We start from the raw sequence: 25745 nt of genomic DNA, 5'->3' as shown, positions 1-25745 counted from the left end.
GTTTCCCGGGATTACGATGGAATTCTCCCCGGGTACACCCGTTTCGAACATCGGGATGGGTGGCGGTGGCGATGACGCAGCAGTACCTGGTCGGCGAACTATCGTTGCGGTTGGCGCAACTGGAGGCGGCGGCCGATCCGACGGCCGTGGGCCGGGTCGCGCGCCTGCGCCGGGAGGTGGAGGCGACGCCGCCGAGCGCGCTGGGCCCAGCTGTCGCCAGGGCGATCCGGCTGGCCGACGAGCTCTGCTGGGACTCGGTGCACCGGGGAGACGTCAGCGCGTTCGACGGCCACGCCGCGTGGGCGGCGGAGTTGCACGAGTTCGCAGCCTGCGCCGGCCTGCTCGATCGGGAGGTCAGGAGATGACCGCAGCATCAGGGTCACCGGATTCCGAGGCACAGATCTCCGTGCACTGGCGGGAGGAGGACTACTACCAGCCGCCGGCGAGGTTCATCGCCCAGGCCAACGCCGCCGACCCGGACATCTTCCGCCGCTTCGACGAAGCCCACTTCCCGGACTGCTTCAAGGAATACGCGGAACTACTGAGCTGGGACGCCTACTGGCACACCACGTTGGACACCGGCAACGCGCCGTTCTGGAAGTGGTTCGTCGGCGGCTGGCTCAACGCCTGCTACAACTGCGTCGACCGGCACCTGGCCGCCGACCGCAACAAGGCAGCGCTGATCTGGGTGCCGGAGCCGGAAGCCGAGGACACCCGCACGATCACCTACCAAGAGCTCTACCGGCAGGTCAACGAGTTCGCCGCGGTGCTGCGCGACTTCTGCGGGCTGCGCACCGGTGACCGGGTCACCTTCCACCTGCCGATGGTTCCCGAGTTGCCCGTGGCGATGCTGGCCTGCGCCCGGCTGGGCGTGATCCACTCCGAGGTCTTCGGCGGGTTCAGCGGCGTCGCGTGCGGCGAGCGGATCGCCGACTCCGGCAGCCGCGTCCTGGTGACGATGGACGGCTACTACCGCAACGGCCGGCTGGTCGACCACAAGGCCAAGGCCGACGAGGCGGTGCGGGCCGCGAACGAGCTCGGCCAGCAGGTCGACCGGGTGCTGGTGTGGCGGCGACACCCGGGTCGCTACACCTCGCAGACCGCGATGGTCGACGACCGGGACTGCTTCGTCGACGAGGTCCTCGCCGAGCACCGCGGGGCGGTGGTCGAGCCGGTCTCGATGCCCTCGGAGGCGCCGCTGTTCCTCATGTACACCAGCGGCACCACGGCGCGTCCCAAGGGCTGCCAGCACTCCACCGGCGGATACCTCACCTACGTCGCCGGCACGTCGAAGTACTACCAGGACATCCATCCCGAAGACACCTACTGGTGCTGCGCCGACATCGGGTGGATCACCGGCCACTCCTACATCGTCTACGGGCCGCTGGCGCTGGGCACCACCAGCGTGATCTACGAAGGCGCGCCCACCTATCCGGATACCGGCCGCGTCTGGCGGATCGCCGAGCGGCTCGGCGTCGGCATCTTCCACACCGCGCCGACCACGATCCGCATGCTGCGCAAGCTCGGCCCGGACGAGCCCGGCAAGTACGACTACCACTTCAGGCACATGACGACCGTCGGCGAACCCATAGAACCGGAGGTGTGGCGCTGGTACCACGACGTGGCGGGCAAGGGCGAGGCGGTCGTCGTCGACACCTGGTGGCAGACCGAGAACGGCGGGTTCCTCGGCAGCACTCTGCCCGCGCTGCAACCGATGAAGCCGGGCAGCTGCGGCCCCGGGGTGCTCGGAGTGTTCCCGGTGATCTACGACGAGGACGGGAACACCGTCGAGGCCGGCAGCGGCAAGGCGGGCAACATCTGCATCCGCAACCCGTGGCCCGGGATCTTCCAGACCATCTGGGGCCAGCCCGAGCGCTTCCTGCAGATCTACTACCAGAAGTACTGCCGGGATCCGGCGAGCACCGACTGGCGGGACTGGCCGTATTTCGCCGGCGACGGCGCCGTGCAGGCGGCCGACGGCTACTTCCGCATCCTCGGCCGGGTCGACGACGTGATCAACGTGGCCGGGCACCGACTGGGCACCAAGGAGCTGGAGTCGGCGGCGCTGACCGTCGAGGAGGTCGCCGAGGCCGCCGCCGTGCCGGTCGTCGACGAGCTGCGCGGCCGGGCCGTCGAAATGTACGTCGCGCTCAAGCCAGGACGGGACGCCGGCGAAGAGATCGAGGACTCGGTGGCCCGCGCGATCGAGCGGGAGATCGGCAAAATCGCCCGGCCGAAGAACGTCTGGATCGTCGGCGACATGCCCAAGACGCGCTCCGGGAAGATCATGCGCCGGGTCATCGCCGGCATCTCCAACTTCGCCGACGTCGGCGACGTGTCCACATTGGCCAATCCCGAGGTGGTCGAGGAGATCCGGCACCGCATCCAGCGCGAGAAGCTCGCCCACGGCGAGGTTCCGCGCCAGCTGACCCGCGAGGAAGCCGACGAGATCAGGGCGTTCGGCCGCAACGAATAGCCGACCGCACGAGCCGCGGGATCTCGTCGACGACGGTGGCGGCAGCAGCGACGTCGCCGGACAGCGGGCGCTCCCGGGTATCCGGATCCAGCGCATCGCACGCCCGCTGGTAGACCGCGCGGATCGGTCGTCCCGGGCTGACGCCGCGCAGCCGGTTGGCGCGGACCGCGGCCACGAGTTCGCAGGCCAGGACGAGCCGGTACGCATCCGCGGCGCGACACGTCTGCCGGACTGCCTGCGGGGCGAAGCTCGCGTGTTCTTCGGCGCCCCTGGACAGCGCGATGTGGCCGAGCGTCGCCGGGAACGCCGCGGCGCGCAGTTCGGCGAGCGCGGAGCCCGCGCCGTATTCGAGCCCCATGATCCCCGAGCTGCCCGGCGGTCCCGCCGCCAGGAACGGGCGCAGCCCGGTCATCCCGGGTTCGGTGAGCATCGCCAGCCGCGCGGCCGACAACTGGGCAGTGGAGAGCATCGCCAGCCGCAACCGGTCCAGCGCGAGAGTCAGCTGGGCGGCGTGGAATCCGCCGTGGTGGCGGGCGGCCGCCGGTTCGCCGGTCGTGAGCAACGGGTTCTCCGCGGCCGCGTTGAGCTCCACCACCACGACCGCGTCGGCGTCGGCCGCGGCCTCCACCACGGGGCCGTGCACCTGCGGGAAGCACCGCAGCCCGAACGGATCCTGGATCCGGCTGCCCGGGACGACCTCGCCCCCGAGCAGCGCCAGCACCTCGGCCGCGACCCGGGAGGCGCCAGCGTGCGGACGGCACGCGTGCACCTCGGGCGCGAACGGCTCGGTCGAGCCGCCCACGGCGAGCGCGGTCAGCGCCGCGATCGCGGCGGTCGCCGACACCAGGCCGCGCACCGCAGCCACCGCCAGCGCCGCCTGGCCGATGGTCAGGGCGTTGCTGCTGATCAACGCGAGCGCCTCGCCCTCGGCCAGGACGACCGGGGCCGGTCCGCGACCGATCCAGCGCGCCTCGCCCGCGAGGGCGAGCCCGAGTTCCGCCAGCGGCCCGAGATCGCCGGTCCCGACCGAACCGTGCTCGTGCACCTCCGGGTACGCCCCGGCGTTGAGCGCCGTGGCCATCGCCTCGGCGAGCCCGGGCCGCACGCCGGTGCCGCCGCGCAGCACCTGGTTCAGGCGGACGGCCATCATCGCCCGCACGTCCCGCTCCGGCAGCAGGTTCCCGATCCCGCTGGCATGGCTGCGCAGCAGCCGCATCCCGTGCGCGGCACCGCCGGGCACCGCCTCGGAGCGGTTGGCGCCCACGCCCGTGGTGCGCCCGTAAACCGGCCCGGTGAGCACCGCTGCCGCGCCGAGCCGGGCCAGCGCAGCGGGCGCGACGCAGACCGCCACCCGGTCGTCGGCGATCCGCACGACATCCACAATGGACATATCAGCGCCGTCGAGGAGCACCGGTGCTCCGGCGCGCACCGCAGTCATGGTCCTTTCCCTCCCCGCGGAACCCGTGCCGGGTCAGACCGGCGCGGTGTCGTCGATGGGACGCAGTTCCTCCGCGTAGGACACGGAAACGCGCCGGATCACGCCGTCGGTCACGGAGTACTGGCCCATCCGCCACAGCGGCGGCGAGTAGGCGTGGATCGAGACGCTGCGCGGCTCCTGTCCGGTGAGCCGGTGGATGTGGTCCGGCCCGCCGCCGTACGCGAAGCCGGCGGCGACCTCGGTGGCCGCGCTCGGCCCGGCGACGGCCAGGTTGTGCTCGACGAGCGCGCCGCGGGCCACCGCGACCGCGAACGCGGAGATGTCGTGGTCGTGCCAGCCCGTGTCGTTCTCCGGCGTCCAGCACAGCACCCAGACGTCGACGTGCGCGTCCCGGTGCAGCGATGCGTAATGCCGCTTCTCGTCGCTGAACGCGACGTGGTGCCGCCACGTCTCCGGCCGGCGCGCGAGACCCGCGACCAGACCGAGCAGTTCGCCTTGGTCGAGGTAGCGCCCGGGCAGCGCCTCGATGGTGAATCCGCCCGGCACGTCGCCGATCCGGCGCGCTCTCCTGGCGGGCAGACCGGGCGCGGTGGGTTCGCCGATCACGGTGTTCCTCCTTCGAGCAGACGACGCGGGTTCGAGCAGCGGATGGCCCGGGCGGCGGCCTCTCCCAGCCCCGGATCGACCGGTTCGGCGTAGGGGCGGTCGCTGCCGAGCACGACCGGGTCGATCCCGAGCACCCGGACCAGCGCGTCCACCCCGCGCGGCCCGTACGACGAGGTCTCGACAAAGACGCCCGGATCGACGCGGTCGAACTGCCCTCCCCTGGCCGCCAGCCGCTCGTGGTGCACCGGCGCCAGCCCTGCCCCGGCGGCGAAGCAGATCCGCAGCCGCGGGAGCAGTGCGCGGCCCGCGACGTGCCAGGACCACCACGCCGCCTGCAGCTGCGCCACGTAGTCGACGACCGGCGGCCACCAGCCGGGCACGTCGGCGGCCGGGCTGGTCGCCGGGCCCGGGTGCACGAACACCGGCCGGTCCGCCTGCTCGCACACCGCGAGCAGCGTGGCGATGCGTTCTACATCGGCCGGTCGTCGCATGGCGTCGGCCGGGATCTGCAGGCCGGCGCATCCGCTGCCGAGCGCCTCGCGCACCTGTTGCTCGTCGGGTTCCAGCACGTTGGCCGCCGCCCACGCCCGGAACGGATCGGGCAGCGCCGCGGCGCCGCGATGCCAAGCGTCCAGCAGCGGTTCGGACTCGTCCGGCGGCAGCCACTCGATGCCGAGCGGGCTGGACAGCGACACGAGCGCGACCGCCGTGCCCGCTTCGCGAGCGGCGCGCTCGGACGGCTCGTGATCGGCCGGATCCACCTCGAACGGCGGCTCGCCCGCCAGGTGCAGCGTCCAGCCGCGCAGCAGCGGTGGATCGGCGCGTGCGCGCAACGCGTCGATGAACTCCGCGGGCCACAGGTGCTGATGGATGTCGATCACCGGATAGGACACGGAGACACCTTTGTGAAGCGCTTCAGTGAACGGTTTCAGTGAACCGCCTCAGTGCTCTCGCGGTCAAGGGCCGAACGTGCGCATCCGCCGCGCGCTAGGCTTTCCAGGTGCAACGCCGCAAGCGCCCCACGATCAAGGACATCGCGGTGGAGACGGGACTCTCCCCGGCCGCGGTGTCCTACGCGCTCCGCGGCCTGCAAGTTCCACCGGAAACCCAGCAGCGCGTGCGGGAAGTCGCCGACCGCCTCGGCTACGAGGCCGACCCGGTCGCCCGCGCGCTGGCCAGCGGCCGCACCGGCATGGTGGGCGTGCTGTGCAGTTCGCTGGACGACCTGTGGCAGCAGAACTTCGCCACCACGCTCGGCAGGCGCTTCCTCGCCGCCGACCGCAACACGCTGTTCATGGACTCCGCCGCCGATCCCGCGCGCGAGGCCCTGCTCGCCAAGAACCTCCTCGACCAGCGGGTCGACGCGCTCGTCACGATCCCCGTCGATCCGAACTCGCGGCACTGGCCGGAGGCCGCCGAGCGGACCATGCTCGTCGCGATCGGCGACCCGCTACCCGGCGCGGCGACCGCCGCCGAGGTGGTGTTCGACAACGGGCTGGGCGTCACCGACGCGCTGAAAACGCTCAGCGCCGCCGGGCACGACGAGATCCTGGTGCTGACGCCGGGGCCGCGACTGCTGCGCCAGCGGCCCGCGGAGAAGGTCGTCCGCGAGGTCGCGCAGGAGCTGCGGATGAGCCTGCGCGTCGTGGCCTGCCCGAACGACCTGACCGGCGCCGCCGAGGTCGCGCGGGCCGCGCTCGCCGAGGAGCCCCGGCCCACGGCCGCGTTCTGCCTCACCGACTCGATGGCCTACGGCGTCTACGAAGCCGCGCGCGACCTCGGCCTGGCCATTCCCGCTGACCTCTCGGTCCTCGGCTACGACGACCACCCGGTGTCGCGCCTGCTGACGCCCGCGCTGTCCACCTACCGCTGGGACGTGCGAACCGTCGTCGATGCGGTCGTCGAGCGCGTGCTCAAGGCGGTCGACAAGAACCGGCGGAGCCGGCGCAAGCTCATCGCCCCGGAGCCGAAGCACCGCGACTCGGTGGCCGAACCGCGCGGCTGACCGCAGGCGGCGCCGTGCGGCGGCCCGGTTGTCGAACTGCGCGCAGGCGCACGCGGCCGTGCACGTCGCGGCATGGCCCGGGCTGCTTGTCGTGACTGGGCTCGGACGAGACTCATTCGCGAATTGATCGGGTTCAGTTGGCCCACCTGCTCGGTCAGCAGCAGCCCTACGGCCAGCAGCAGTTCGGCCAGTCCCAGTCGGGTGGCTTCGGCGGGCAGAGCCGGATCCGGCTGCCGCAAACGCCCTCCAGGAGGGGTTGGGCGGCTAGTTCGGCGAAATGCGGACGATGGGCGTAGCCGGGGCGAGGTAGTCCACACTGGACGGCAGGCGGGCGGCTGGAGACTGATTCCCCCGCCGCCCGCGCGTGCCACGGTCGCTCAGGGCAAGGCATCGCGTCCTGGCTACGGGAGCGGGTTCTCCTCGACGAGGGTCTCCGGGGCGGAGAGCCGCCACGCCTCGTACACCAGCTCGGCGAGCTCGTCGGCGTCGATCTTGGCCAGGTGCACTACGACCCAGCCGTAGCCGCCCGCCGTGAACTGCACCTCGAACACATCCGGCCGCTCGGACACCAGCGCGACCTGCTCGGACAGCGTCTGCTTCAGCCCGGCCGTCTCCGTGCGCGGCCAGTAGTAGCCGAACCCCTTGCCGCGCACGCTGAACGACGTGTAGTTGCGCGAGTCGGTCTGCTCGACCTCGGCGAGCTCGTCGACCATCCGCAGGAACTGACCGCTCGGGACACCCATGTGGAGCATTCTCCCGCAAGCCTCTGACAGGAACCGGCCACCTGGGGTTTTCTGGGCGGAAACGCCCTCTGCTCGTGATCACCCGCTTGTAGGATTCCCGCTGATTGCGATGGTGAATTTATTCGGACGAAACGAGGCGCAGCGCCTGCTCGCTGACGCCACAGCTGCAGCACGCGCCGGGCGCGGCGGGCTCGTCGTGCTGCGTGCCGATCCCGGTCTCGGCGTGACCACCTTGCTGGACGCGCACCTCTCGGCGGCGCGGGAACTCGGCATGCGCACACATCGGATTCCGGTGCTGCCGCAAAGCGGAACCACCACGTTGTCGGCCGGTGCACCGGATTTGACCGAGCCCACCACGATCGCCATCGACGACCTGCACCGAGCGGACGACGCGACGCTGCTCGCGCTGCACGAGCTCGCCGATGGGCTGCGCGACCGGCCGCTGCTGGTCGTCGCCGGACGGCATCGCGGCGTCGAGCCCGCCCGGTTCGCGGCACTCGACCGGCTCGCGACCGCGCACGACCTCGAACCGCTCGACGACTGCGCGGTCCGCGCCGTCCTCACCGAGTTCTCCGGTGGTGAACCGCCGGAATCACTGCTGCGGCTGGCCGACGGCGCAGGCGGCAACCCGTGGCTGCTGGCTCGCCTCACCGCGGACGACCGCGCCACGGCGGTGACGACTTGGGCGACCGGGCTGGCGGGAGACGATGCCGCCCTGCTGCGCTACGCCGCGATCCTGGCCGAACCCGCACCGGTGGACGAGCTGGCCGCCGTCGCCGGAATGACACCGGTGGACGCGCTTGCCCGGATCGTCCGGCTGGCCGGGATCGGGTTGCTGGTGGAAGAAGGCGGCCTCGTCCGGTTCCGGCATCCGGTGGTGCGCCAGGATCTTGCGGCGACCTCGGCGGGCTTGCGCGGATCCGCGGCCCGCGCGCTCGCTGCCCGCAACGCCGTGCCTCGCGCTGTCGCCGAGCAGCTCGCGCACACGCCCGTGGACGCGTGGACCGTCGACTGGCTCGACGAACACTCCGATCGGCTCGCCGCCCGGCCCACGCCCGCGGTGGTTGACCTGTTCCACCGGGCCGTTTCCGGGCTGCCGCCCGGCGATCCGCGCCTGCACCCGTTGCGCGCCGCGCTGGCCGAGGCGCTGATGTGGTCGGGTCGGACCGACGAGTCGCAGCGCATCGCCACCGCCAGCCTGGCCGCGCATCCGGAAACGACGATCCGGCACCGGCTGCGGGCCGTGCTCGCCCTGATCTGCTTCCGGGAGATGGATCCCGCCGCCGCCATCGCGGCGCTGGACCCGGAACGCGTCGACGGCAAGCTGTCCGGCCGGCTCGCCGCGATCGACGCCGCCGCGTGCCTGGCCGCCGGCGACCTGACCGGCACGGAGCGCGCCGTCGAGCTCGCGACCCCGGCCGCCGCGCACGACCCACTCGTCGAGGTGTTCCTGCTCAACGTCGAGGCGACAGGCCTGTTCGTCTTCCGCGACCTCGACGGGGCGCTGCAGCGGCTGGACCGCGCGGACGCGCTGCTGGAGATCGCCGTCGACGACCGCGGGCTGTGGCTGATGTCGCGCCTCCTGCGCGCGGTGGTCCAGGACCTGCGGCACGACAAGGCCGCGCTGGAGACCGTCGAGCAGGCGCGCCCGATCGCCCGCGAGATCGGCGCGGGCCTGCTGACCTGGCTGCACACCATCGCCGCGTTGGCCTCGTTCAACAACGGGCTCTGGGACCGGGCGCTCGACGAGATCGGCGCCGCCATGGCACTGCCCGACCAGTACGGGCTGGCCGGCCCGCTGCACGGGGTGGCTTCCATGATCATGCTGCACCGCGGCGACCTGCCGGCCGCCCGCGTCCACGCCGAGCTCGCCGAGCGGTCCCCCGGCCGCGGCGTCGCCGTGTTCTACGAGCAGATCGCCGTCCTGGCCAGCGCGCACGTCGCCGACGCCGAGGGCAACTCGCAACGGGCGCTGGAGATCGTGCACACCCTCGCCGCCGGCGACGTCGGCGTGCACCACGCGCACACGGTCGCCACGGTCGGCGCCCGGCTCGTGCGCATCGCGGTCACCGGCGGCGACCGCGACCTGGCCAACCGGCTCGTCGCGCAGATGCGGGACCTGAGCACCGGCGAATCGGCAGGCGAGCGCGGCGCGTTGATGTACTGCCAGGGGCTGGTGGACAGCGACGTCGACGTCCTGCTGGCCGCGGCCCAGGAGTTCACCGACACCGGATCGCCGATCCTCGCCGCGCGTGCGGCGGAGGACGCGGCGAAGGTCCTCGCCGCTTCCGGGAGATCCGCGGACGCCCGGGCCGCGTACCAGACCGCGATCGACCAGTACACCGCGCTGACCGCCACCGGCGACATCAACCGGGCGGACGCCGCGCTGCGCGCGTTCGGCCTGCGGCGCGGCGCGACCGGCTCCCGGCGCAGGCCGAAGCACGGCTGGGAGAGCCTCACCGCCGCCGAGTACCGAGTCGCGGAACTCGTGGCGCAGGGCCTGACCAACCGCGAGACCGCCGAACGGCTGATCGTGTCGGTGCGAACGGTCGATTCGCACGTGTCGCGGGTGCTGTCGAAACTCGGCTACTCGTCGCGGATCGAGATCGCGCTCGGATTCGGGGAGCGCGAATGACGCCCGTTACCTACTCGTCTCCCGGAACATCAGCAATGTTGCGGATGATTCCGCCGCGCCGTTCTGGTGATCTTTGTTCGGTGCCCGCAGAGGGGAAGCGGGCCCGGCACGAAGGTGGACATCCCGCATGGATCTCGTGCGCAGACCGGCGCCGATCGGCGGCCCCGCCACGCCCGCCGTGAGCGCACCACCGCTGCGCGACGACGGCGGCAGCCGTCTCCAGCACTTGTGACCTCAGCAATATCACCGTGATCGGTGGTCCGCCGGCGGGTCGGCGGACCGATTGGAAGGCAGAACACCGGACATGATCAACGACTCGGAGACGGCGAACGTCGTTGAGATGGCGTCCGCCGGCGTGCAAGACCTGGCGAACGCCGCCACTTCCGTGCTGGACGACGCCGGCCCGGCCGGCGCGCTGGCGCAACCCGTGGTGAGCGCCCTGCGCAACGTGTGGGAGGGGTACTTCGGTTCGCCGATCCCGCCCGAAGGCACGAACTGGAACTCCTACTCCCACGAGCAGCTCTACCAGATGCTGTGGGACAACGCCGACGTCGGTGACGTCAGCGCGGTCGCCGCGGAGTGGGGGCGGCACAGCAGCGAGCTGACCGATCACGCGGAATCGATGCGCCAGCAGCGGACCGCCATGCAGACGAACTGGACCAGTTCGTCGGCCGACCTGGCGACGGAGCGGCTCGGCTCGATCGGCGAGCGGACCGACGACATCAGCACCCGCGCGGCCACGACCCAGCAGGCCACCCAGGACGCCGGCGACGCGCTTTCCGTCGCGCGCAACACGATGCCGCCGCCGCCCGGCGACCCGACCGGAAGCGCCGTGGCCAGTGCCGCGGCCGGTGCCGGGGCAGGCGCGGTCATCGGCGGCCTGATCGGCGCAGGCGCGGGCGGCGTCGGCGCGGGCCCGGGAGCCTTGATGGGTGCCGCGATCGGCGCCGTGGCGGCCGGTGGCGGCAGCCTGTTCCTCGCCAGCGTCGCGGCCGCCGAGAAGAAGGCCCAGGCGGTGCACGTGATGCAGCAGTACGAGGCGAACCTGCTCAACAGCAGCAAGACGATCGCCCCGGCCGGTTCGACGGAGGCCCTCGCCTTCGGGGCGCCGGCGTCGACCTCCGCGGCCGGATTCGGCGGCGCGGCCGGCGGGGCCGGCGGCGGCACGCCCTGGGGGAAGCTGGTCGGCGCCGGACCGCTGGAGGCGGGGCTGCGCGGCGGAGCCGCGGGAGGCGCGCTGCTCGCCGGATCCGGCTCGATGGCCGGTCTCGCCGGGCGCGGCGGCTCCGGTGGCGGCATGGCTCCTGGTGGTGCGCGACGCGGCGAGGAAGAGGAAGAACAGCTCCACCAGAACCGCATGCCCACCGTCGACCAGAAGCTCTTCGCCGACGACCGGCCGGCCAGCGCCCCGGTCATCGGCTGACACGAACAGGAGTGGATCCCTTGACCTCCGAAGCGAACTCCGGGCCCGGCTACCAGGTCTCGCCGCAGGACCTCGCGGCCCAGGTCAGAACGCTCACCAACCTCGGTGAGCAGACCAACGGCCTGGTGACGTCCGCGCGCCAGCTCGCGGAGCGGATGCCGATGCTCGGCACCGCGCCGCCGGCGATGCACCTGGCGATGCGGCTGCGCGAGGCGGCCGGCCAGTCCGGGCTCACCGGCGAGATCAGCGCGGCCGACACCGAGCTGAACGGCTTCCACAACGCGCTGCACCAGACTGTCACCCGCTACGTGAGTTCCGACGACAACACCGCGCAGGTGCTGCGCAGGACGGGCGGTGCCGCGGAATGACGACCGCGACCACGCGCACCGCCCGGCGCGGGGCCACCGACGGAACCATCCACTTCGGACAGATCGAGCTCGATCTGCTCGCCTCGCACGTCGGCGTGCGCTTCCCCTTCCCGCTGCGCGTGCCGTCGTTCGGGCGGATCGACGGCGAGCGGGAGGTGCTGCTGGCCACCGCGGGCCAGACCCTCCAGGCGCGCGGGCTCGCCGACGAGGACGGGCCCGCCGGGGCCGCGGCCGAGCTGGTCACTGCGCTGCGCGAATACCGGGGCACGGTCGATCTCGTGCTGTTCGACGGCGACGGCGCGACCGCCGTCGTGGCGATGGTCTACCGGTCGTGGGCGCTGATCTGCGAGCAGCCGCTGGACGGCGACCCGGCGAGCCCGGTGCGGATCCGGCGAGTCCTTGCGAACGCGCTGGGCGACGCGCTGCGGGCGATGGTGCCCGACCTGGGCCCGGCCCGGGCGCTGCCGATCTCGCTGCCCGAGCGCGCGATCGGCAGCGCGGCGGAGCTGATCCGCGACGTGGCGGACGACGAGGCGAAGGAGCGACTCCTGCGGGAGCTCGTCCGCGACTGCGGTGGCGACCCCGACGTGCTCGACCAGCTCACCGGGCTGCTGCCGACCCTCACCGGCCGGGGCCAGCTCGGCGCGACGCGGCGCGACGGCGCCGAGAACGTCCGGGCCGGCGCCGAACTGTCCTGGTTGGACGGTCCGCGCGGTCGGCTGCGGGTCAACCCGGCCCGCAACGGCTGGGTGAGCATCAACCCGTTGCGCAGCGAGGACCTGCGCTTCGCGCTTGACGAACTGGCCGGAATCGCCCGCCGGCCGCGGTGAGCGCAGGCAACTTCCAGGACGAAGTCGGAGGAAACACCGTGGATTCACCAGCGCAGTGGCTGGCTGACTACGACAAGAAGCTCGCGCGGGCGGCGGCGAACGCCCGCGCGGCCAGCGAAAGCCTGAGCCGGATGAGCGGCACGGCGTCCTCGCCGCGCGGCGAGGTCACCGTGCAGGTCGGGCCCAGCGGCGCGATGGAGGACATCCGGCTGACGCCGGCGGCTCGCGCGCTGGAGGCCGAGCAGCTCGCACGGCTCATCCTGACCACCGCGCAGCAGGCGCAGCGCTCGGTCGGCGCCCAGGTCGTCGAGATCATGACGGACTACGTCGGCGACGGTCCCGCGCTGGACTTCGTGAAGCAGAACATGCCGCCGGCCGCCGGTGTCGACGCCTCGTCGGGCCCGCCCCCGCCGGACGACGACGACTACTTCTTCGCGAATCCGCAGGTGATCGTCCGATGAGCGCGCCAGGCGAATTCCAGGTCGATCCCGAGCAGATCCGGGAGCACGCCAAGACGGTCGCCGGCATCGCCGACGGGCTGTCCTCCGCCGCCGGGGGCCTGCCCGGCGCGCTGGCCGAGAACGCGCTCGGCTCGTTCGTGCAGTTCATCACGGCCGGGCTCAGCGGCGCCATGATCCAGGCCGGGGAGGCCATCGGGAGCGCCGCGTCCGCCATGGACGGGATGAGCTCGGCGCTGGTGCAGACCGCCGAGGGCTACGAGCGCTCCGACGACCGCAACGCCGGCGTGCTGTTCGGGAGGGACGCGCGATGACCGTGGAGATCAACTTCTCGGCGAGCCCGGACCCGTCGAGCACCTCGCAGGTCGTCGACGACCTGAAGTCGACCATCCAGTCCGTGCAGAACAAGGATTGGCAGACCGGCGACTTCGGCGGGGCTGGCGCCGGGTTGCAGGCGCTCGGCTCGGTGTCCGACCCGCTGTCGGCCCTGGCGGGCGCCGGTTTCGGCTTCCTGGCCGAATCGGTGTCGTTCCTGTCGGAACCGCTGCAGCAGCTGGCCGGCGACCCGAGCTCGATCTCCTCGGGCGCGGAGGGCTTCCAGAACGCCGGACGGGCGGTCTCGACGATCGCCTCGGAGTACGGGCAGTCGACCGGGCCGCAGACCAGCGGCTGGTCGGGCGAGGCCGCGGCCGGCTACCTGAAGACCGGCGCGGAGCTGGTGGACGGGATCAACGGGCTCGGCCAGGCGGGGGTCGCGCTGGCGGAAGCCGCGGCCGGCGCGGGCGAAGCGGTCGCGAAGACCCTCCAGGAGGTCACGACCCTCGTCAACGAGGCCGTCGGCAAGATCATCATGATCATGAACCAGGCGATCGCCGCGGCCCAGGCGACCTTCGGCGCGAGCATCGCGGCGGCGATCCCGCAGGCCGTGCAGGTGGCCGTGGAGTACGGCGGCCGGATCATGGGGCACCTGCAGACCCTGCTCTCCAGCGCGCAGAACCTGATGAAGCACGTCGATTCGACGGCCAAGGCCGTGGCCTCGCTGACCGGCAAGATCGTGCAGATCAGCGAGCTGGCCCAGCAAAGCACCGGCTCGCCGAGGGGCACGACGGCCCAGAGCGCGCAGTCGGGAGGCGGCGTTCCCGGCCTGCCGTCGGACCAGTCGTCGATCCCGGCGTCGTCGTACTCGGGGTCGGCCCACGGCACGACCTCGGCCGGCGCGACCTCGGCGCCGCGCCTGGCCGCGGCCGGTTACGCCACCGCCAACCCGGTGGGGTCCAACCCGGGTTCGCCCGGCTCGGCCTACTCGGCCGCGGCCGGGGCGGCGTCCCAGAGCGGCTCGCCCTACCTGGCGGCGGGCAGCCCGATGGCGCGCCCGGCGAACTCGTCCGAGGCAGAGACGACCCGCAAGAACCCGTACGAAGCGACGTGGCCGGACCCGGATTCGGCCGAAGCGCCCCAGTACGGCACGGCCCAGTACGGCGCGCCGCCGCCCAACGCCTGAGCCGCACCGATGAACGCCTGCACTCCCGGCTGTGCCCGGGGGTGCAGGCGTTTTTCAGCCCACCGACACGGCCACGAACAGCAGGCCGATGGCGATGACCCCGGCGACGACGATGATCAGCAGGTTCGACTTCTTGTCCATGGCGATCACCTTCCAGGCCGGCGCCGGATGACCGACGCCGACCGCCCACACCGGCGATCCCCTGACCTGCGGCTACGCCGTTTCCGGCGCGCGATCGAACCGGCGGGTGAGACGCAGACCGCACAGCCGACCCCCACACCTGTGGGGTTTCGGCCCGGAATCGGGGGCTACCGGCGACGCCCGATCGGGTTGAGGTGACGTTTTCGCGCGAAAACGGCGTTCGCCAGGCGTGCGGGTGACGTTTTCGCGCGAAAACGCCGCCATTGCGCCGGGACGCGACATGCACCGGCGTGTCGGGCTAGTGCTCGAACAGGGACTACAGCAGGCCCGACTGGGCGGCTTTGGTGATCAGCTCGATCCGGTTCCGGGCGTTGAGCTTGCGCATCGCGTTCCGCAGGTAGCCGGTGACGGTGTGCCGGGTGAGGCCGAGCTGCTCGGCGATCTCCGGGTTGGTCCGTCCCGCGGCGGCGTGCCGGACCACGTCGTACTCGCGTTGCGTGAGCCCGGTGTCGTGCAGCCGGGCGCGCATCCGGGGCGCCGCCCGGGCGTCGACGCGCGGATCGAAGATCGCGACCCCGCTCACGGCTTGGCGCACCGCCGCCACCAGGTCCGTCGCGCCGGCGTCCTTGAGCAGGCAGCCGTCGACGCCGGCGTCGAGCGTCGCCTGGAGCGCGGCGTGATCGCGGTAGGCCGTGAACACCACGATCCGCGCGTCGGGCGCGGCCTGGCGCAGCGGTGCGACGAGTTCGCTCGCCACCGCGTCCGGCAACCGCAGGTCCAGCAGGACGACGTGCGGCCGGGCCCGCGCGACCAGCCGCACCGCCGAGGCGGCGTCCGGTGCGCCGCCGACCACGCGGATCGCCGGATCGTCGCGCAACAGCAGGCGAACGCCGTCGAGCACCACGGGATGGTCGTCGACGACGACGAGACGGATGTCGTCGCTCACGTCAGCGGAACCCGGATGCGCACGGTCAGCCCGCCGTCCTCGTTGGCCACCACCGAAAGCGTGCCGCCGACCTCGCCGACCCGGTCGGCGGTGGCCCGCAGCCCGATGCCGTTGCCCTCCTGACCCCGGCCGGGCCAGCCGCTGCCGTCGTCGGTGACCGAGACGGTGATCTCGTCGTCCAGCGCGATCGTGCTGATGAGCACCGAGCGGGCGTTGGCGTGCTTCTCCACGTTGAGCAGCGCTTCGCGCGCGGCCGCGAGCAGCACCCGGGTGCGGTGCGGCCCGCAGTCCGGCACCGCGCCGACCTCGACCGACTGCGCCGTCGTGCCGGTGCGGCGCTGGAACGCCGCACAGTCCCGGGACAAGGCCTCCGCGAGGCCGCCGCCCGGTTCGCCGTGGTCCAGGGCGTGCACCGAGTCGCGGAAGGCGGACGCGGTCTCCGCAAGCTGGTTCTCCAGCGACACCAACCGGTCCAGCAGTTCGCTGCTGCCACCTTCGGCGTGCGTCCGCAGATCGCGCAGCTCCGCGCCCATCCGGAACAGCCGCGCTCCCACCGAATCGTGCAGCTCCGAGGCGATCCGGCGGCGTTCGGCCGCGGCCGCCGTCTCGCGCTGGCGCCGCGCCGCCGACGCCGTCTGCAGCGCCAGTCCCCCGCTGTTGGCGACGTGCACCGCGGCGTCGAGCTGCCTGCCGCCGAAGTCGGTGACCTCGCGCATCGCCGCGTAGACCACGCCGTGCACCTTGCCCGCCCGGACCATCGGCACCGCAAGCATGGTCTTGATGCCGTCGGCGGAGATCGGCCCGTCGAAGTCGTGGGTGATCAGCTCCGACGCGCAGTAGTCGTCGACCCACACCGGTTGCAGCTCGGCGAAGGCCAGCCCGCCGAGGCCGAGGCCCATCGGAACGCGCAGGTCGTGCAGGCCGGTGGCGCAGGTGCCGTTCCACTGCCGCAGCACCAGCAGGCGGTCGGCCTCGACCGGCCCGGCCAGGCCGATGTGCGCGCCGCACTCCTCGCGCACCCGCTGCGCGAGCCCGCGCAGCGCGGCCGTGTCGTCGAGCAGGTGCAGCACCTGCGCGTGCTCGTCCAGCAGGTGCTCGAACCGAACGCCCTGTTCCGCCGCCCGCTCCACCTGCGCGCGCTGCCCTTGCGCCACCCGCGCCCCCGAACTTCCGTCCACTGTGCTCGCAGCGCGAACGCCGGCCGGGATTCCGCTGGCCGACTGGAGATTTCGCGCTCCGGCCACCCCGGGGCGGCCGGAGCCCGATGCTACCCGGCGGCGTTCCGGGCCCGGCAGCGCCGAGCCGCCGCGCGTCGATCACCGCAGGTCGAGGCTCAGCTCGCCGGGGACGGCGTCGTTGGCGGAGTACAGGGCCGGTGCGCCAGCTCCCCCACCGCCTCGTCGCCCTTGAAGATCGCGTCGCGGATCCGGGCGTCAGGCGGGATCGCGCGGAGCGTCTGCGGGAACGAGCGCGGACAGCCACGGATGGGCTCCGCAGGTGGTCGAGATCGCCTCGGCGAGCCAGCGGCGCTGCGCCGCGTCGAGGCTCGGGAGCACCGCGGCGAAGTCGAACTCGTCCTTCGGGCGCGGGTTCGCCGCCTTGTAGAACAGCTGGATCTCCGCCATCAGGAACGGGATACCGTCCGCGGTCCGGCCGCCGATCTCGGCGATGGGCCGGCGGAGGTGCCGCGCTCGTCTCGACACCCAGTCGTCGCCCGCCGATTCGTCCAGCATCACCTGGATCCGCCAGGGCGAATCCGCGTTCCGCCGGCACCAGATGTCGTGCACGCCGGTGGGCAGCCGCTCGCCACGTCTCCAGGGCCGCAGCGTTCCGGGCGGATCGGCCGCCCACCACTCCCAGCCCGCCAGGGCCTGCTGGACGGCGAGCTGGTCTCGGCGCAGCAGCAGCACGTCGATGTCCCCGTGCTCGCGCAGCCTGCGCCCCGCCGCAAGTTCCACCGCGTACCCGCCCGCCACCCACCAGGGCGCGGGCTGCCGCGCGAAGAGGCGTTGCACCTCGGTCGGTCCGGCCGGGTCCCACGGCGCGAGTTCCGGTGCCACGCACCGATCCTCGCAGATGCCCCGAACGTCAGGGTTTGGCGGAATCGGTCCCGGGGTGCGGGGTGTCCCACCGGCCGCGGGTGAAGTCCGGGAAGTCGACCGCGGCGCTGCCGTTCGCGATCGACTTCGCGCTGAGCGCGAACGGCGCGCTCCAGGTCGCCGAGTCGTAGACGTCGATGTCCGGCGGCAGCCCGAGGCGCATGGTCTGCGCGAGCCGGTAGAGCATCAGGTAGTCCATGCCACCGTGCCCGCCCGGGCCCGGGCCGACGTCCTTCCACAGCCAGTGGTCGTGGCCCGCGTAGTCGTCCCAGTTGCCCCACTCGTGCGGATTCCCGGTCGGCTCCAGGTAGATCCGCTCCGGGTAGTCCTCGAACACGCCCTTGGTGCCCTGCAGCTGGTTGAGCCGGCTGTAGGGCCGCCCGTTGGAGACGTCGTGCACGAGGTGGATGACGCGGCCCGCCTCGGTCTGGATCAGGCTCATGGTCGCGTCGCCCTTGACGTAGCGCTCCTGCCACGCCGGGTCGTCCGCGGGCAGGTGCTCCTGCCGGTAGGCGGCCAGCCCGAGCGCCGGCGTGCTCATGGAGGTGATCCGCGTCAGCCGGTCGCCGCGGTTGATGTCGAGGTACGCCGCGACCGGGCCGAGCCCGTGCGTCGGGTACAGGTCGCCGTTGAGCTTGGTGTGCCACTCGCGGCGCCACTGCTTCGCGTAGTAGGTCTTGGAGAACATCAGCTCCCGCAGGTCGTGCAGGTAGGCGCCGGCGCCGTAGAGCAGGTCGCCGAACATGCCGTCGTGCGCCATCCGCAGCACGCGCAGCTCGTTCTGCCCGTAGCAGCAGTTCTCCAGCTGGATGCAGTGCCGCCGGGTCTTCTCGGAGGTGTCCACGAGTTCCCACAGCTCGGCGGTGGTCACGCCGGCGGGGCATTCCACGCCGACGTGCTTGCCGCCGCGCATCGCCGTGACCGCCATCGGCGTGTGCCATTCCCACGGGGTGGCGATGTAGACGAAGTCGACGTCGTCGCGGGCGCACAGGGCCTCGAAGTCGTGGTCCCCGCCGCCGTGCTTGGCCGGTTCCTGGCGTCCCGCATCGACCACTGCCTTGGCCGCGCGGTTCACGGCATCGGAGTTCGCGTCGCAGAGCGCGGTGATCTCGACGCCTTCGAGCGCCAGGAACAGCGGCAGCATGCTCGCGCCGCGGTTGCCCAGGCCGATGATCCCGACGCGGACGGTGTCGAGCGGCTCGAAGGGCACGCCCATCATGGGATCTCCCTTGGCCGCGGGCCAGGCCTGCGCTGCGGCGGATCCGGCCGCCAGGCCGGCGAGCCCGAGCCCGGCTCCGGCCACCGCACCGGTTCGCAGCAGGGTCCGCCGGGAAAGGGGAGTGTGATCGGCCATCGGTCTCCTCCTGCGTGAATATGCGCGATAGAACGAAGTTTCGAGCAGAATTACACATTCGACCTCGAAGCAGTACCGACGCATGGGCGATTCGGCGATGATCCGTTCGGCTGCCCCGAAGCGCCCGACGCGCGACGCGCGGTGTAGTACTTTTCGTCGGGGCCGCGCGAAAGGAATGGCTGTGAACCGGCACGAACGGCTGAGCAAACTCCTGGACATCGTCGGCCGGCGCGAACGCGCCGACGTCGAGGAACTGGCCGCCGAGCTGGACGTTTCCGCCGCGACCATCCGCCGAGACCTCGACCACCTCGCGGATCAGCAGCTGCTCGCCCGCACCCGCGGCGGCGCGGTGGCCACCAACGTCGCCTACGACCTACCGCTGCGGCACAAGGCCGCCCGGCACGCGCCGGAGAAGCAGCGGATCAGCGCGGCGGCGGCGCGGCTGGTCCAGCCCGGCATGGTGATCGGGCTCAACGGCGGCACCACCACGACCGAGGTCGCGCGCAGCCTGGCCACCCGGCCGGATCTCAGCGAGCGCGGCGATCCGGGACTGACCGTGGTCACCAACGCGCTGAACATCGCCAACGAGCTGGTGGTCCGGCCGCACATCAAGATCGTGGTGACCGGCGGCGTGGCCCGACAGCAGTCCTTCGAGCTCACCGGGCCGCTGGCCACGCACATCCTGCAGGAGATCACCCTCGACCTGCTGTTCCTGGGCGTCGACGCGATCGACAGCGAGCTCGGCGCCTACGCGCACCACGAGGGCGAGGCGAGCATCAACCGGCTGATGGCTTCGCGCGCGGCGCGCGTCGTCGTGGTCGCCGACAGCTCGAAGCTGGGGCGCCGCGCGTTCGCACAGATCTGCACGGGCGACGCGATCGACACGCTGATCACCAACTCCGGCGTCGACGACGAGGTCCGGCAGGCGTTCGACGCGGCCGGGACCAGGGTCCTGGTCGCCTGACTGATCAATAATGCTCGAATAGAGCATTGATCAATCATTTTCACGCACTTAGCCTGATGGCTGTTTCATTCGCCGACGCCCTTCGGAGGAGCGCGCAATGGCGCAGTCGTTCGTGCAGGCCGAGATCACCAGCCAGCCCGAGTGCTGGCGCCGAGCGGCCGCCCTGGCCAACTCGGTGCAGGACGCGTTGCCGCGGGCGGGAGAGCTGGTCGCGGCGATCGGCTGCGGGACTTCGTGGTTCGTCGCGCAGTCCTTCGCAGCGCTCCGGGAGGCGTCCGGACTGGGCGTGACCGATGCGTTCCCCGCGTCGGAGATGCCGGCCGGCCGCCGCTACGACCGGGTGCTGGCCATCACGCGCTCCGGCACGACGACGGAGGTCCGGCAGCTCTTGGCTTCGCTGCGCGGAAAAGTGCCCACCACGGTGCTCACAGCGACGCCCGGCGCGGTGCGCGACGTCGCCGACGAGGTCGTGGACCTGTCGTTCTGCGACGAGCGCTCGGTGGTGCAAACCCGGTTCGCCACCAGCGCTCTCGCACTGCTGCGGTCGCATCTCGGGCAATCCCTGGCCAGTGCCGCCGACCAAGCCGAGGCCGTGCTCCGCGAGCCGCTGCCGAACCTGTTGGAGGCCGACCAGTTCACGTTCCTCGGCACGGGCTGGACCGTCGGCCTCGCGCACGAGGCGGCGCTGAAGTTCCGCGAGGCGACGAGGATCTGGGCCGAGTCCTACCCGGCGCTGGAGTACCGGCACGGCCCGATCAGCATCGCCGAGCCGGGGCGCGTGACGTGGCTGCTCGGCGCGGCGCTGACGGACCTGGAAGCCGACGTGCGGCGCACCGGCGCGACGTTCGTCCGGCACGCCATCGACCCGATGGCGGACCTGGTCCGCGCCCAGCTGCTCGCCGTCCGGCTCGCGCGGCTTCGCGGCCTCGACCCGGACGCGCCGCGGCACCTCAGCCGCTCCGTCGTGCTCGACCGCTGACGGCGGAGGTACGGCCACCCCGAGTGCACTTCGGGCCGGCCCGGAGATCGAACACCTGCTGGACGTCCTAGAAACCTGACCGCACCAAGGAGAGTGCCATGTCCGGAGCCTCCCCCTCGCTGGGCGCCACCTCGGCAACGGCCCGGCGGATCGCGATCGCCGCCGCGACCATCGGCGTCATCTACGGCTACGACATCGGCAACGTCTCCGGGGCGCTGCTGTTCATCACCGAGGAGATGCGCCTGTCCCCCGCGCTGCAGGGCAGCGTGACCACGGTGCTGGTGGCGGGCAACATCGTCGGCGCACTGCTCGCCGGGAAGCTGGCCACCGCGATCGGCCGGAAGCCGACGATGATCGTCGTGGTACTCGGCTACGCCGTGTTCGCGGCCTGGTCCGGGTTGGTCTCCGACATCCTCTGGCTCGACGTCGCGCGGTTCTTCCTCGGCGTCAGCATCGGGTTGTCGCTGGTGGTGGCGCCGATCTTCCTCGCCGAGTCCGCACCGGCGGCGATCCGCGGCGCGCTGGTCGTCGGCTACCAGGTCGCCACCGTGGCCGGGATCCTCGCCGCCTACCTGGTCGACTGGAGCCTGGCCGAGTCGGGGAACTGGCGACTGATGCTCGCGCTGTCCGCGGTGCCGTCCGTACTGGTGATCTTCCTGCTCGTGCGGCTGCCCGACACCGCGCGCTGGTACGTGCTCAAGGGCCGGCACGACGAGGCCCGCCGGACCCTGCGGATGGTCGACCCGGGCGCCGACGTCGAGCGGGAGCTCGCCGAGATCCGCTCCGACATCTCGGCTCAGCACGGTGGCCGGTTCGGCGAGATGTTCCGCCGCCCCTACTCCGGCGCGACGATGTTCGTGCTGGTCCTGGGTTTCCTCGTGCAGATCACCGGGATCAACGCGGTCACCTACTACAGCCCGATGATCTTCAAGCAGATGGGTTTCCAGGGCAACGCGACCGTCCTCGGGCTGCCCGCGATCGTGCAAGCGGCGGCGCTGCTGGCGACCATCGGCTCGCTGTTCGTCGTGGACCGCGCCGGGCGGCGCCCGATCCTGCTCGGCGGCATCGCGGCGATGATGGCCGCCGGGGTCGCGATGATCCTGGTGTTCGCCACCGGATCGCTGGGCGGCGGCGGATCCTGGTGGGGTTTCGCGGCGATCCTGGTGTTCACCGCCGGGTTCAACTTCGGCTTCGGTTCGCTGGTCTGGGTGTTCGCCTCGGAGAGCTTCCCCGCGCGGCTGCGCGCCCTCGGCGCGTCGCTGATGCTGACCGCGGACCTGGTGGCGAACCTGATCGTCGCCCAGTTCTTCCTGCCGCTGATGGACGGCCTCGGCGGCGCCACCACGTTCGCCATCTTCGTGCTGCTCGCGGCGATCGCCTGGGCGTTCGTGTTCCGCTTCGCGCCCGAGACCAAGGGCCGATCGCTGGAGAGCATCCGCGCCTACTGGGAGAACGGCGCCCGCTGGCCCGCCGAACCGGCGCCGCGCCGCGGCGAATGAGGCGCGGGCCGATTCCCGGTCAGGACGGGGCTTTCGCCGGTTCCGGCCGGGTGTCCTCGGCCGACACCCCCGGCGGCGTCAGCAGGAAGACCCGCGGCGCGACCCGGTCCATGGAGCCGCCGCGCCCGACGACCATGCCCGCGGCGAAGTCGACGAGCCGCACCGCTTCCGCCTTGGGCAGGCTCGTCAGGTCCATCACCACCGGCACGCCCTTGCGGAAGTAATCACCGACGTCGTAGGCGTCGCCGTAGTTCTGCGGGTGCAGCGTCTTGACCACGTCACCAGTCTCGTCGGCCGGGCGGCAAAGTCAACTGGAAGCGAGCTGAGCCGCCCGCCGCTTCCCTGCACCGCCGCGCCCGGATCGCAGCCACCCCCGTTGCGCATGTACTCATGTGATCGCTAAATTGAACTCATTAGTTCAATGTTAGATACCACCCGGGAACGAACATGGCTGCTCGCTCAGAACCACTGGATTCCGCACTCCGCAAGTTGCTGGTCACCATGACCCTCGGCGCGTTCCTGGCCCTGCTGGACACGACCATGACCGGCGTCGGAATCGACACGCTGGTCCGCGAATTCGGCTCGACGCTGGCCGCGATCCAGTGGGTGACCACCGCGTACCTGCTCGCCGTCTCGGTCACCGCGCCGCTGTCCGGCTGGGCGATCGACCGGTTCGGTGCCCGCCGCACGTGGCTCGCCGGGCTGTCGGTCTTCGTGCTCGGATCGGTCGCCTCCTGCCTGGCCTGGGACGCGCCGAGCCTGATCGCGACGCGGCTGCTGACCGGCCTCGGCGGCGGCTTGCTCGAACCGGTCATGCTCGCCACGCTCGCCCGCGCGGCCGGCCAGCAACGCGTCGGCCGGGTGCTTGGCCTCGCCGCGGCCCCGATGACGATGGGACCGGTGATCGGCCCGGTCCTCGGCGGCCTGCTCCTGCAATCGCTGCCCTGGCAGTGGATCTTCCTGGTCAAGGTCCCGGTCGGAGCGTTGGCGATCGTGCTCGCCGTTCGACTGATGCCGGCCGACGACGCGACCACCGGCGAAGCGGCCAAACGCCTGGACGTCCTCGGCGTGATGCTGCTGCCGCCCGGTTTCGCCGCGCTGATGTACGCGCTGGCGAACGCCGTCGAGGGCGTCACGGCCCCGGTGCTGATCGCCGGTGCCCTCGGGGCCCTGCTCTTCGCGGGCTACGCCGCCCACGCGCTGACCACCCGGCACGAACCGCTGATCGACCTGCGGCTGTTCCGCAGCAGCGGCTTCGCCGCCAGCGTGTCCGTGCTGTTCCTCATCGGCGCGATCATGTTCGGGACGACCTTCCTGCTCCCGCTGCACTTCCAGCAGATCGGCGGGCACGGCGTGATGGCGGCGGGCCTGCTGCTCGCCCCGTTCGGGCTCGGCGCCGTCGTCGCGCAACCGACGGCCGGGAGGCTCTCCGACCGGACCGGTGCCCGCCTGCCTGCGACGGTCGGCGGCCTGCTCCTCATCCCCGGATTCCTGCCCTACGCGCTCGGATTCAACGGCGTCGTCGCCACGTTCGGGCTGGTCGTCGTCGGGTTCGGGCTCGGCGTCGTCGCGTCCACCACCATGGGTTCGGTCTACCGGACCGTGCCGCCCGCCTCGGCCTCCCGCGCGACGGGAGCGCTGTTCATCGTGCACCAGATCGGCGGCGCTCTCGGGATCACGCTGCTGACCCTGGTGCTGCAGAGCGCGACCGCCTCCGCGCCACCGGAGGCGGCGTTCCGCACGACCTTCTGGTGGCTGGTGGGCGCCGGCGTGGCCATGTCCACCGCGGCCAGGATCCTGCCCGGACGCCCCGCGCCTGCCGCCCCGACCACCGAAACCGCAGCCGTCGCCGAACACGCGTGACCGGCATCCACTGGAGACGACCTTGACCAGGACATTCGTGATCACCGGCGGCACGGACGGAATCGGCGCCGCCGTGGCCCGCGCGCTGTTCTCCCGCGGCGACCGCGCCGTAGTGATCGGCACTGATCCGCGCAAAGGCGCCCGGCTGCTCCGCGAGGCGGCCGATTCGCCCGGAACCGCCTCGTTCAGGCAGGCGGATCTCGGCTCGGTGGCCGAGAATCGGCGGATCATCCGAGAACTGACCGAAAAGCACCCGGAAATCGACGGGCTCGTGTTGTGCGCGCGCTACTTCCAGACGCGCCGGACGGTGACGCCGGAAGGGTTCGAGCACAACTTCGCGCTCTTCTACCTGAGCCGGTTCCTGTTGAGCCACGGCATGATCGGCGCGCTGGCGAAGGGCGACCGCCCGGTCGTCGTCAACGTCGCCGGGCCCGGCCAGGACACCCCGATCGACTGGGCCGACCTGCAGAACGAGAACTACGACGGCGTGCGGGCGATGTTCGCGACGGGGCGCTACAACGACCTGCTCGGCGTCGACTTCGCGCGGCGCCACGGTGACGGGCCCGTGCGGTACGTGCTGTTCCAGCCGGGACCGACGGCGACGAGCTTCGCCGGCGAGTACGACGCGCCGACGGCGCGGTTCGTCGAGCACCAGAAGGCCACGGCGAAACCGGCCACCGAAGTGGTGCCACCGATCCTCGGGCTCCTCGACGCGCCGCCCGCCGAACCGGTCAGCGCGTTCGGCACGCACGCCAGGATCGCCATCCGGGACGACCCCGCCGCGGCGGCTCGCCTCGCGGCCATCACGGAACAGCTGCTCGGATCCGGGTGACGTCGCGCCCGCGGCACGCCCGGCCGAAGTCGCGGCTCGGCCGGGCGGCCCGGCGTTCAGCGCTGCTGGTGCGCCGAAACGCGGTCACGGCGATCGACGAGCGACAGGCGCATTGCTCACCTGATGGTCGTCACCGGCAATGCGTTCTGCCCGGCGACGCCCGAGCTGCTGCTGCTCCCGCTGTTGCCCCGGCTGCTCGTGCTGCTCTGGCTGCTGGTGCTCCCTTCGCTGCTCTCGGTCTCGCCGTTGCTGTTGTCGCCCTTGCTCTTCTTGTCCTTGCTGTTGTCCTTCTCGGCGTGGAAGTGCCCCGCTGTCGACGCCGGTCGCTCCGCGGCCACGACGCTCGACGCCCCGCTCGCGGCAGCCGTTCCGACATCGGCAACTCCCAGTGCCAAAGGCGCGACCAAAGCGAGACCGGCCAACGCCCCAACCGCTGTGCGCATGGAGATTTCCCCTGGTTCCGTTACTTTAGTCCCTTGTCCGTACTTCTCAGCCGTGGTCGCGGCTTCGAAACCCCCGGACACCAACGAGTTTTCTCCGCCCGCGCGCCGAATGCGCCAGTGGAACACCCGGGCCCGTTCCCTG

General features: G+C 72.0%; 26 protein-coding genes. 15 read left to right on the top strand and 11 right to left on the bottom strand.

Going from position 1 to position 25745, the window contains the following annotated elements:
• Positions 1 to 71 precede the first annotated feature (71 nt).
• Positions 72 to 365 carry a hypothetical protein gene (locus tag BLW84_RS27175; protein WP_143061117.1) on the top strand — a complete coding sequence of 98 codons (294 nt, stop codon included), beginning with the start codon at positions 72 to 74 and terminating at the stop codon, positions 363 to 365.
• Entirely contained in the window at positions 362 to 2476 is a 2115-nt protein-coding gene (gene acs, locus BLW84_RS27170) for an acetate--CoA ligase (RefSeq protein WP_093270692.1), read from the top strand. Before BLW84_RS27175 ends, acs begins: the two co-directional genes overlap by 4 nt.
• Here the strand turns inward: acs and BLW84_RS27165 are convergent.
• Genes BLW84_RS27165 through BLW84_RS27155 form a run of 3 tightly spaced genes read right to left on the bottom strand, consistent with a single transcriptional unit; the run spans position 2451 to position 5413 of the window.
• Positions 2451 to 3914, bottom strand: a complete 1464-nt coding sequence (locus BLW84_RS27165) for an aromatic amino acid ammonia-lyase (protein ID WP_093270689.1) — start codon at positions 3912 to 3914, stop codon at positions 2451 to 2453. The genes acs and BLW84_RS27165 overlap by 26 nt on opposite strands.
• Before the next feature lie 33 nt (positions 3915 to 3947).
• Positions 3948 to 4520, bottom strand: coding sequence for a cysteine dioxygenase (locus BLW84_RS27160; protein WP_093270686.1), 573 nt, complete (start codon positions 4518 to 4520; stop codon positions 3948 to 3950).
• A complete protein-coding gene (locus tag BLW84_RS27155) occupies positions 4517 to 5413 on the bottom strand; it encodes an amidohydrolase family protein (RefSeq protein WP_245761408.1) in 897 nt (298 codons plus the stop codon). The genes BLW84_RS27160 and BLW84_RS27155 overlap by 4 nt, the downstream gene beginning before the upstream one ends.
• A gap of 107 nt (positions 5414 to 5520) precedes the next feature.
• Here BLW84_RS27155 and BLW84_RS27150 point away from each other — a divergent pair, with 107 nt between their 5' ends.
• Positions 5521 to 6525: a LacI family DNA-binding transcriptional regulator gene (locus BLW84_RS27150; RefSeq protein ID WP_093270682.1), complete on the top strand. Its 1005-nt coding sequence runs from the start codon at positions 5521 to 5523 to the stop codon at positions 6523 to 6525.
• Positions 6526 to 6926: 401 nt separating this feature from the next.
• Here BLW84_RS27150 and BLW84_RS27145 read toward each other — a convergent pair whose 3' ends face one another.
• Positions 6927 to 7268, bottom strand: coding sequence for an MmcQ/YjbR family DNA-binding protein (locus BLW84_RS27145; protein ID WP_093270679.1), 342 nt, complete (start codon positions 7266 to 7268; stop codon positions 6927 to 6929).
• Between the two features lie 109 nt (positions 7269 to 7377).
• On the opposite strand from BLW84_RS27145, the gene BLW84_RS27140 reads away from it, so the two are divergent.
• From BLW84_RS27140 to BLW84_RS27110, 7 genes are all read left to right on the top strand, one after another.
• Positions 7378 to 9903: a helix-turn-helix transcriptional regulator gene (locus tag BLW84_RS27140; RefSeq protein WP_093270675.1), complete on the top strand. Its 2526-nt coding sequence runs from the start codon at positions 7378 to 7380 to the stop codon at positions 9901 to 9903.
• A 304-nt stretch (positions 9904 to 10207) separates the two neighbouring features.
• The gene (locus BLW84_RS27135) at positions 10208 to 11326 is read left to right on the top strand and encodes a hypothetical protein (protein ID WP_093270673.1); all 1119 of its coding nucleotides are present in this window, start codon (positions 10208 to 10210) and stop codon (positions 11324 to 11326) included.
• A 20-nt stretch (positions 11327 to 11346) separates the two neighbouring features.
• Complete coding sequence (locus BLW84_RS27130; RefSeq protein WP_093270744.1) at positions 11347 to 11694, top strand: hypothetical protein; 348 nt, start codon at positions 11347 to 11349, stop codon at positions 11692 to 11694.
• Positions 11691 to 12524: an ESX secretion-associated protein EspG gene (locus BLW84_RS27125; protein ID WP_093270670.1), complete on the top strand. Its 834-nt coding sequence runs from the start codon at positions 11691 to 11693 to the stop codon at positions 12522 to 12524. The genes BLW84_RS27130 and BLW84_RS27125 overlap by 4 nt, the downstream gene beginning before the upstream one ends.
• 38 nt (positions 12525 to 12562) lie before the next feature.
• The gene (locus tag BLW84_RS27120; RefSeq protein WP_093270741.1) at positions 12563 to 12985 is read left to right on the top strand and encodes a YbaB/EbfC family nucleoid-associated protein; all 423 of its coding nucleotides are present in this window, start codon (positions 12563 to 12565) and stop codon (positions 12983 to 12985) included.
• Positions 12982 to 13296 (top strand): type VII secretion target, encoded by a 315-nt coding sequence (locus BLW84_RS27115; protein WP_093270668.1) that lies wholly within the window; start codon positions 12982 to 12984, stop codon positions 13294 to 13296. The genes BLW84_RS27120 and BLW84_RS27115 overlap by 4 nt, the downstream gene beginning before the upstream one ends.
• The gene (locus BLW84_RS27110) at positions 13293 to 14483 is read left to right on the top strand and encodes a hypothetical protein (protein ID WP_093270665.1); all 1191 of its coding nucleotides are present in this window, start codon (positions 13293 to 13295) and stop codon (positions 14481 to 14483) included. The genes BLW84_RS27115 and BLW84_RS27110 overlap by 4 nt, the downstream gene beginning before the upstream one ends.
• 54 nt (positions 14484 to 14537) lie before the next feature.
• Here the strand turns inward: BLW84_RS27110 and BLW84_RS47725 are convergent, their stop codons facing one another.
• The 5 genes from BLW84_RS47725 to BLW84_RS27090 form a co-directional block, all read right to left on the bottom strand.
• Entirely contained in the window at positions 14538 to 14675 is a 138-nt protein-coding gene (locus BLW84_RS47725; protein WP_177226715.1) for a hypothetical protein, read from the bottom strand.
• A gap of 265 nt (positions 14676 to 14940) precedes the next feature.
• Positions 14941 to 15570 carry a response regulator gene (locus tag BLW84_RS27105; protein WP_093270662.1) on the bottom strand — a complete coding sequence of 210 codons (630 nt, stop codon included), beginning with the start codon at positions 15568 to 15570 and terminating at the stop codon, positions 14941 to 14943.
• On the bottom strand, positions 15567 to 16724 hold the full coding sequence (locus BLW84_RS27100; RefSeq protein ID WP_093270660.1) for a GAF domain-containing sensor histidine kinase: 1158 nt from the start codon (positions 16722 to 16724) through the stop codon (positions 15567 to 15569). The genes BLW84_RS27105 and BLW84_RS27100 overlap by 4 nt, the downstream gene beginning before the upstream one ends.
• Before the next feature lie 279 nt (positions 16725 to 17003).
• Positions 17004 to 17630, bottom strand: coding sequence for a nucleotidyltransferase domain-containing protein (locus BLW84_RS27095; protein WP_093270657.1), 627 nt, complete (start codon positions 17628 to 17630; stop codon positions 17004 to 17006).
• A gap of 28 nt (positions 17631 to 17658) precedes the next feature.
• Positions 17659 to 19023, bottom strand: a complete 1365-nt coding sequence (locus tag BLW84_RS27090; RefSeq protein ID WP_093270654.1) for a Gfo/Idh/MocA family protein — start codon at positions 19021 to 19023, stop codon at positions 17659 to 17661.
• Between the two features lie 181 nt (positions 19024 to 19204).
• Here BLW84_RS27090 and BLW84_RS27085 point away from each other — a divergent pair, with 181 nt between their 5' ends.
• The 3 genes from BLW84_RS27085 (at position 19205) to BLW84_RS27075 (ending at position 22465) form a co-directional block, all read left to right on the top strand.
• Positions 19205 to 19987, top strand: a complete 783-nt coding sequence (locus BLW84_RS27085) for a DeoR/GlpR family DNA-binding transcription regulator (RefSeq protein ID WP_093270652.1) — start codon at positions 19205 to 19207, stop codon at positions 19985 to 19987.
• A 97-nt stretch (positions 19988 to 20084) separates the two neighbouring features.
• Positions 20085 to 20966 (top strand): SIS domain-containing protein, encoded by an 882-nt coding sequence (locus BLW84_RS27080; protein WP_093270649.1) that lies wholly within the window; start codon positions 20085 to 20087, stop codon positions 20964 to 20966.
• Between the two features lie 98 nt (positions 20967 to 21064).
• On the top strand, positions 21065 to 22465 hold the full coding sequence (locus tag BLW84_RS27075; RefSeq protein ID WP_093270646.1) for a sugar porter family MFS transporter: 1401 nt from the start codon (positions 21065 to 21067) through the stop codon (positions 22463 to 22465).
• Between the two features lie 19 nt (positions 22466 to 22484).
• On the opposite strand, the gene BLW84_RS27070 is transcribed toward BLW84_RS27075, so the two are convergent.
• Positions 22485 to 22742 (bottom strand): cell division protein SepF, encoded by a 258-nt coding sequence (locus BLW84_RS27070; protein WP_093270643.1) that lies wholly within the window; start codon positions 22740 to 22742, stop codon positions 22485 to 22487.
• 170 nt (positions 22743 to 22912) lie between these two features.
• Between BLW84_RS27070 and BLW84_RS27065 the strand changes: the two genes are divergently transcribed.
• Both BLW84_RS27065 and BLW84_RS27060 read left to right on the top strand, forming a co-directional pair.
• Positions 22913 to 24328, top strand: a complete 1416-nt coding sequence (locus tag BLW84_RS27065) for a DHA2 family efflux MFS transporter permease subunit (RefSeq protein ID WP_093270640.1) — start codon at positions 22913 to 22915, stop codon at positions 24326 to 24328.
• Between the two features lie 22 nt (positions 24329 to 24350).
• Entirely contained in the window at positions 24351 to 25160 is an 810-nt protein-coding gene (locus BLW84_RS27060; protein WP_093270637.1) for an SDR family NAD(P)-dependent oxidoreductase, read from the top strand.
• A 116-nt stretch (positions 25161 to 25276) separates the two neighbouring features.
• Here BLW84_RS27060 and BLW84_RS27055 read toward each other — a convergent pair whose 3' ends face one another.
• Entirely contained in the window at positions 25277 to 25603 is a 327-nt protein-coding gene (locus BLW84_RS27055; RefSeq protein WP_143061116.1) for a hypothetical protein, read from the bottom strand.
• Positions 25604 to 25745 lie beyond the last annotated feature (142 nt).

The organism is Saccharopolyspora shandongensis, from assembly GCF_900106995.1.
Classification (GTDB): domain Bacteria; phylum Actinomycetota; class Actinomycetes; order Mycobacteriales; family Pseudonocardiaceae; genus Saccharopolyspora; species Saccharopolyspora shandongensis.
Note: the sequence above shows the minus strand (reverse complement) of the source record. Positions and strands in the feature narration are given on the sequence as shown.